This window comes from Arthrobacter sp. CAN_A2, assembly GCF_015752045.1.
Taxonomy (GTDB): Bacteria; Actinomycetota; Actinomycetes; order Actinomycetales; family Micrococcaceae; genus Arthrobacter_D.
Window position 1 is genome coordinate 1 of record NZ_JADOUS010000034.1, and the last position, 6,131, is coordinate 6,131.

A 6,131-nucleotide genomic window follows, 5' to 3' on the forward strand; every position below is an offset into this window, starting at 1 on the left:
CGCTGGCGTCGGATGCAGCGGGCGGGTCATCGGGAGGAAGCGCTGGCGGTCCCGGTGGCGGTTCCGGTGGTCCTTCGGGCGTAGAGCAGCGTCCGGAACGATCCGGGGCAGAGACGTCACCGGTCATTGATGCCGGTAGTGCTGCAGGCAGCGCCGGCAGCGGTGCTGGTGGTGCTGGCGGAAACAGCGCGCCCGGTGGTTCGAACGGCCCAACGGGTGCACAGCCTCAGGCGGAACGGACCGGCGCACCCACGGAATCGCCGATGGAAGCACCATCCGGTACCGGTGACGGAAGCTCGTCAGCTGGAGGACCGAGCGGGGCAGAGCCCGCAGCATCAGGCGACAAGCCTCCAACTGAAGCTCCTGGTACCGCATCCGCGACCTCTCCGACGGCTGAGGGTTTCCGGTCCGGCGCGCCGTCCGGGGCGGACAAGTCGGCCCAGAACGAGCAACGCATCGAGTACGCGCTACGGGAAGCAGCAAGGGACATGGAACGTGCAGTGGAAAGTGGGGATGACAGTTGAGCACCGAACAGACAATCGTCCGGCAGTACGGCAACATCGCAGAAGACCGGACGGCAGGTCTGATGGGGTTCTCGATGGCCTCGACCGTCGTTCTAAGCGCGGGAGCAATCGGGGTGTTCATCGCGATCATGGCCGCCCAGATTTGGGTGGCCGTCGGCATCGCCCTGGTTGCATTCATCGCCGCCACGATCCTCGGCTCGAAGGACCGTCACGGTCGGTCCAAGCCTGAGCGGTGGCTGGCCCGCAGCATGCACGCCAAGACCAAGAAAGCCGGGAAGACCGTCTACAAGGCAGGTCCCGTCTCGCAGATCCCGGACGGCTCGTTCCGGGCCCCGGGCCTGCTGGCCGCCACGGAACTGATCGACTTCCAGGACCTCTTCGGCAACGAGGGCGTCATGCTGTGGCACCCGAAGCTCAGGACCGGGACCGTATTCTTCTCCACCAATTCCTCCGGTCTGGGGTTGCTGGATCAGGACCGGGTGAACCGTTTGGTCGGCTCGTGGGCCGCGTTCCAGCGCGACGCCGGTTCCAACGCCCGGGTGGAGCAGATTTCGGTGACGACGCAGTCGACGACCGATCCGGGTGAACGCCTGCCGGACGCTATCGCGGTCGCCCGGCAGCAGGCCGGATCCCACGAGGTGCCCGCCTTCGCCCGGCAGGTCATGGATGACGTGGTGAACAACCTCAACCTCGACGTGCCCAAGCTCGAGCAGTGGGTGTCCCTGACGTTCAGCGGCAAAGCCAACGACAGCGACCGCGCACCGGAACGATCGGCCGAGGAGCTGGTGGCCGATGTGAAGTCGCTCCTGCAGGGCTTCAGGGAAGAACTCGAGGACGTCGGCGCGGGCAGCGTGTCTCTCATGCGGGCCGCTGACCTGACCGATCAGACGTTCGTCGCGTTCAACCCGCACGCCGCGGCCGCCGTGGAACGCGCCCGGCTCTCCGGGGCCGGCACCGGGCTGGGCTGGCACGACGTCGGACCCTCGGCCACGAGGACGGTCGGGTACCCGGGCCGGTACGACCACGCCGGAGTGTCGAGTAAGTCGTGGCAGATGTTCCGGCCCCCGGCCGGCACCTTCCGGGAAAACGCCCTGGTCGCCCTGTTGGGCCCGGATGCGAGCATGCTGCAGAAACGCGTCACCGTGTTCTACCGGCCCCAGCCGCCGGAGAAGTCCGCGCAGCAGGTCGCCCAGGCCCTCACCAACGCCCAGTTCGCCACGAACCAGAAGGGCCGCCGCCCCACCAGCTCCCAGATCATCGCCCTGGAGAAAGCACGGAAGGCCGAGCGGGAGCAGGCCGAAGGGGCCGCCCTGGTGCGCTTCGCCATCGGCATCACCGCGACCGTGGAGGCCCCGGAGCAGCTGCCGGCGGCGGAGGCGAAGATCATGCGCAACGCGGCCACCGGCATCCAGATCCGCATGCGGTCCTGCGATTACAACGACGACGCCGCGTTCTCCTTCAACCTCGGCCTCGGCCTGGTCCCCGAGCACCTGGCCACGATCTCCTCCGACATCAGGAAGGCCCTGTAATGTCCGCGTTCGACAGAATCGTCGACACGGTCATGGACCGGGTCCTCGGCCGCTCCGAGACAGCAGCCGCCGTCAGTGCGGCGTCCTTTCCGCAGCTCACCGAGAAGGGCATGCGGGTACCCGATGGGGGGATGGTGACGTGGGTGGAACCGCCGCCGGAGTTCACGGCCACCTCGAACCAGACCGCCGGCCTGTGGCCGTTCTGCGTGGGCACGTCCTCGCCGCTGGTCGGTGCGGTCCTCGGCCGGAACCTCCTCAACGGCTCCGTGGTATGCGGAGACCCGATCTCCCTGTTCCTGCACGGCATCATCTCCTCACCGTCGGGATTCATCCTCGGGTTGAACGGGCGGGGGAAGTCCTCCGTCGCCGTCCGCATGGCATTGGCCCTGATCGATCAGGGATTCCTGATCCTCGTCGCCGGGGACCTCAAACCGGATTTCGCCGGCGTGGTCCTGGAGACCAACGGTCAGGTCGTGCAGGTCGCCCCCGGCGTCGGGGCCATCAACCCCCTGGACGCAGGACCGCTGTGGCGGGAGTTGGACCGGCTGCCGGCTGCGTTGCAGCGGCAGATGCGCGCCGAGATCCACGCCCGGCGCCTGATGACGTTGACCGGGCTGATCGAGCTGGTGTTCAAGGAACCCCTGGATGCGAAGAAGCAGGAGCAGACCGTCCTGTCCATGGGGATCGCCCTGGCCGCCGAGACGGCAGAGGCCGAGGATCGGCAGCCGCTGGTCGGGGACGTCGTTGAGGCCATCAAAGCCGCCCCACCGCACATCCGGGCCGCACTGCTCATCGAGAACGAGACCGAGTACTTGCCGCAGGTGAAGAATCTCCTCGCCGGCCTGAACGCGTTGGGGGAGCATGGGCCGTTCGGGGACGTGTTCTGCCAGCAGACCACCAAGGAAATGAAAATCGACACATCCGTCGACTTCGACATCTCCCTGATCGACGAGTCCCAGCTGACGCTGCGCGCGGCGGTGCAGACGGTGTGCTGGTCCTACGGTCAGGCCGGCATCTCTGCCGCGAAGACCCTCGCCGACGCCGGGCTCATGGAAGAGCGCCACCACTTGATGATCATGGACGAACTCTGGCAGTCCCTGCGCGCGAGCGAGCTTTTGGTGCACCAGATCGATTCCATCACCCGCCTCAACAGGACCAAAGGCCTGGGTCAGCTGATGATCACGCACTCCATGAAGGACCTGCAGCTCTCCACGGACGAGTTGACGAAGATCGCCACCGGGTTCGTGGAACGCTCGTCCGTGAAGATCCTCGGCGGCCTCGCCCAGAACGAGATGACCCTGCTGGAGACCGTGTTCCCCGTCTCCGAGCGGGAGAAGGCGATGCTCGTCGGCTGGTCCGCCGAAGGCTCCATGAACCCCAACACCAATCAGGTCTCGCCCCCACCCGGGCGTGGCCGGTTCATGCTGAAAACCGGGTCCGAGCCCGGGGTCCCGTTCCGGGTGAACCTCACCGCCGGGGAACTCGCGGCCCACAACACCAACCAGGCCTGGGCCGCCGCCCAGGCCAAGATCAACCGATGAGCACGAGCATCCCTCATGAACAGGGAAACCCCATGAGCGCAGGACACCCATGAGCACCGACGAGAACGCGCCGGTCGTCGCGTTCGCCGGCGTCGCCCTCGCCGTCGTGGCAGCGGTCGCCCTGATCCACCTCGGGGCAGTAATCACCCCGATCCCGATTGAGCTGTCATGGAACCCCATCACACTGGCGATTGGTTTTGCTACGGGGGATCCGTGGCCGGTGGCCGCGTCCTGGCTGCTCGGCGCCGAAGCCGTCGCGGTCATCGCAGCCTTCGCGTGGTGGAGCACCCGCCCGGTGTCGCGGACGGCAGCGGCGTCGCGGCGGATGAGTCCGGGCGGCAGGATGCGCCCGGCGATGCTCGATGCGCGCCTCACCGAAGCGGCCCGGCTCCACCCCGATGCCAAGGACATTGGCCCGGGCCTGACCATCGGCTACACCGGCGAGACCAGCACGAAGGCCGTGTTCCAGGGGTGGCGGGAGTGCTCGGCGCATGTGTGGGGGACCGGGCGGGGTAAGACCACGACCCAGGTCATCCGGCACGCCACCGAGGCGCCCGGCGCGTACATCATGACCAGCAACAAGGTCGACGGCGTCGCCGAAGTCCTCGCCGCCCGCTCCGAGACCGGGACGGTGTGGTTGTTCGACCCGCAGCGGATCTGGCGGGACAGCACCCGGCCCGCGATGATCTTCAACCCCCTCACGACCGTCACGGACACGGTTAGCGCCGGCGAGGTCGCGTCGATCTTCGAAACCTCCTCCGCCCCGAACGCAGGCCAGGGCAAGGGAGACGCCCAGTTCGACTCTCAGGGACGAGACTTCCTCGCCTGGTGCCTCCTCGCCGCCGCCAAGAACGGTCAAACCATGAGAGCTGTCCTGCGGTGGGTGTCCTCCGCGGACTTCATGGAACCCGCTGACCTCCTTCAGGCCGCCGGGCACCCGGGCCCGGCCGCGGCGCTGAAGGGCATGAGCGGGCAGCCGGAGGACACCCGCGGGTCCGTGGCCGCCAGCGCCCAACGCATGGCCTCCGCCCTCGTCCACGACGACCTTGTCGCCTGGTCGACCCCGACCCCGGGTATCCCGGTGTTCGATCCGGCCCGGTTCGTCACCAGCAAGGACACCCTGATCCTGTTGACCCAGGACGCCGCCGGCTCCGGGGCCGCGTTCGTGTCGAATCTCGTCTATGCGGTGTTCACGGCCGCCCAGCACGCCGCCCGGCGGGCCGGCGGGCGCCTGCCCGTACCCCTGGTCGCGGATCTGGATGAGGTTGGGAACGTCGTGAAACTCAAGCAGCTGCCCGAGTGGTACTCGTTCTTCGGGTCCATGGGCATCGTCGTCAGCGCCTACTTCCAGACCCGCGGCCAAGGTGTGGCGATGCTCGAACGCACCGGCTGGGACACCCTCTGGTCCGCGGCAGCGATCAAGGTCTACGGCGGAGGCTCCGACGACACCGCGTTCCTCGACACCATCACCAAAACCATCGGACAGTACGACGCCAGAATCCGCAGCACCTCCACCTCACGCAACGGGTCGTCCCGCTCCGTGCAGACCCAGCGTCGGGACATCCTCTCCATCGCCCAACTCTCCGAACTCCCCACGAACAGGGCCTGGGTGAAGACCTCGCACGGGGGCGGGACCATCGTCCGCACCATCCCCTGGTTCCGGGACAGGAACCTCACCGCCCGCATCACCCCAACCCTCGAGCGCATCCAGGCAGGACACCACCCATGACCGCCCCACCTAACGGTTACACAGCCACCCACGACGAGAACGGCGGCGACGACGGGAACACTAACCCTGGGGAGGAGGGGTTCGCGTTCACCCCGGAGGAGTTGGTCGACTGGGTGGAGTCCCTGGTGGCGATGCTCGAGTCCGTGGACCGGTCGCAGAACCAGTACTGGTGCGCCCAGTGGTGGAAGCACGCCGAGGCCGTCGACAGGTTCCGGGCCCTGTACGAGCAATGGCTGGACGCCCAGGCGAACGGGGGCATGTCCTCGTGGTGGATCGACCACTACGACCGCCACGCGACCGTCCTCTTCGCCAAACGCGGGCCCTTCGGAGAATGCGGAACCACCCACACCGAGAAAACCGCCCGCCGGATCCTCGCCACCGAGCAGCCGCCCCGCGATTGGGGCTGGTGAGGGCCCAGTCCAGCCTGAGACCCCTCGGCCTTATAACGGCTTCTGACCGTCGGACCGTCGCGGGCGACAACCCCCGCTCTGTGGTGCACGGAAACACAGAAATGCGGAACGTCGGAGGACGGTGAAGACTTACTCAAACAGACCAGCATCGAGGCACGGGATTCGTCGTGGGGCATTGCGGGTCTGATTGTCCAGACACTGTCTGGACAATCAGACCCGCAGACCTAAGCATCACGCTCCTGGAAAGAACAGTGATCCTCTTCAGCGCGTTCTGGAGTTCCTGTCCACGACGCAGGAATTATCGGCCCTTCGCAGTTGAGCGTGGGTAGGGCGGTCAGGGGCTGACTCGGTAGGGTTGGCTGCTGTTGGTGCGGCGTGGTGCGGCGGGAATGAGGTCA

General features: G+C 67.1%; 4 protein-coding genes. All 4 read left to right on the plus strand.

Translation table 11 applies throughout. The annotated features are described in order from the left end of the window. The first annotated feature begins 520 nt into the window (after window positions 1-520). The 4 genes from IWX63_RS16115 to IWX63_RS16130 are packed head-to-tail and all read left to right on the plus strand — an operon-like array spanning window position 521 to window position 5,733. Entirely contained in the window at window positions 521-2,053 is a 1,533-nt protein-coding gene (locus IWX63_RS16115) for an SCO6880 family protein (RefSeq protein WP_199279171.1), read from the plus strand. Then, window positions 2,053-3,594 (plus strand): hypothetical protein, encoded by a 1,542-nt coding sequence (locus IWX63_RS16120; RefSeq protein ID WP_199279172.1) that lies wholly within the window; start codon window positions 2,053-2,055, stop codon window positions 3,592-3,594. The genes IWX63_RS16115 and IWX63_RS16120 overlap by 1 nt, the downstream gene beginning before the upstream one ends. 49 nt (window positions 3,595-3,643) lie before the next feature. Next, entirely contained in the window at window positions 3,644-5,323 is a 1,680-nt protein-coding gene (locus tag IWX63_RS16125; protein WP_199279173.1) for a type IV secretory system conjugative DNA transfer family protein, read from the plus strand. Then, window positions 5,320-5,733, plus strand: coding sequence for a DUF4913 domain-containing protein (locus IWX63_RS16130; RefSeq protein ID WP_199279174.1), 414 nt, complete (start codon window positions 5,320-5,322; stop codon window positions 5,731-5,733). The genes IWX63_RS16125 and IWX63_RS16130 overlap by 4 nt, the downstream gene beginning before the upstream one ends. Window positions 5,734-6,131 lie beyond the last annotated feature (398 nt).